A 626-nucleotide genomic window follows, 5' to 3' on the forward strand; every position below is an offset into this window, starting at 1 on the left:
GTGTTGTCCCAGCGCAGSACSACRTCGGGATTGCCGGTGTCGATYTCCATGGCGTGAACAGGCGCGGCAATGGCGAGAAGGGCCAATGCGGCGCTGGACACGCAGGTGCGGCGGTAGCGGGTGGCAAGGCGAAGGGAAGCGGAATTGACCACAGGGTTGTCTCGTGAAAAAGTCTTTGTGACGCCGGGCGCTGCCCGGCTTTCCTCTTTCGATCGGCAACCCGGCGTTGCCGGATGACGATGGCCTGATTCTGTGGAGCACGCGTCCGCGTCGCCGGTCTTTGCCGTCAATTCGGTGGTCTCGCCGAGCGTCTCCGGACCAGGCGTCCGTGCGCTTCGAGGGGAGCCCGAGGCCGCTAGAACTGCCTACCGGCAGAGCCGGGAACAGCGAGCGACCGGGCCTGCGCACGCCAGGCCGCAGGAGTCACATCGGTCCAGCGTCGGAATGCGCGATTGAAGGCACTGGCATCGGCTTAGTCGAGCGCCGATGCCACTTCGGCGTTCGACATTTCGGTGTCGACCAAAAGCTGCCGGGCGACCTCGTAACGCACGTCCTCGAGCAGCTTCCTGACGCTCGTCCCCTGTGCCGACAGCTTCCGATGCAGCGTGCGCCTGGGCATCGACAGC

General features: G+C 65.3%; 2 protein-coding genes. Both read right to left on the minus strand.

Annotated elements, in window-relative coordinates; genetic code table 11:
* Positions 1–290: hypothetical protein (locus ACXJ3V_RS20355; RefSeq protein ID WP_457102173.1), on the minus strand; the 290-nt coding region annotated here is incomplete at its 3' end.
* A 182-nt stretch (positions 291–472) separates the two neighbouring features.
* Complete coding sequence (locus tag ACXJ3V_RS20360; protein WP_457102174.1) at positions 473–619, minus strand: helix-turn-helix domain-containing protein; 147 nt, start codon at positions 617–619, stop codon at positions 473–475.
* Between the last annotated feature and the right edge of the window lie 7 nt (positions 620–626).

It is taken from the genome of Microbacterium sp. P5_E9, assembly GCF_054049175.1.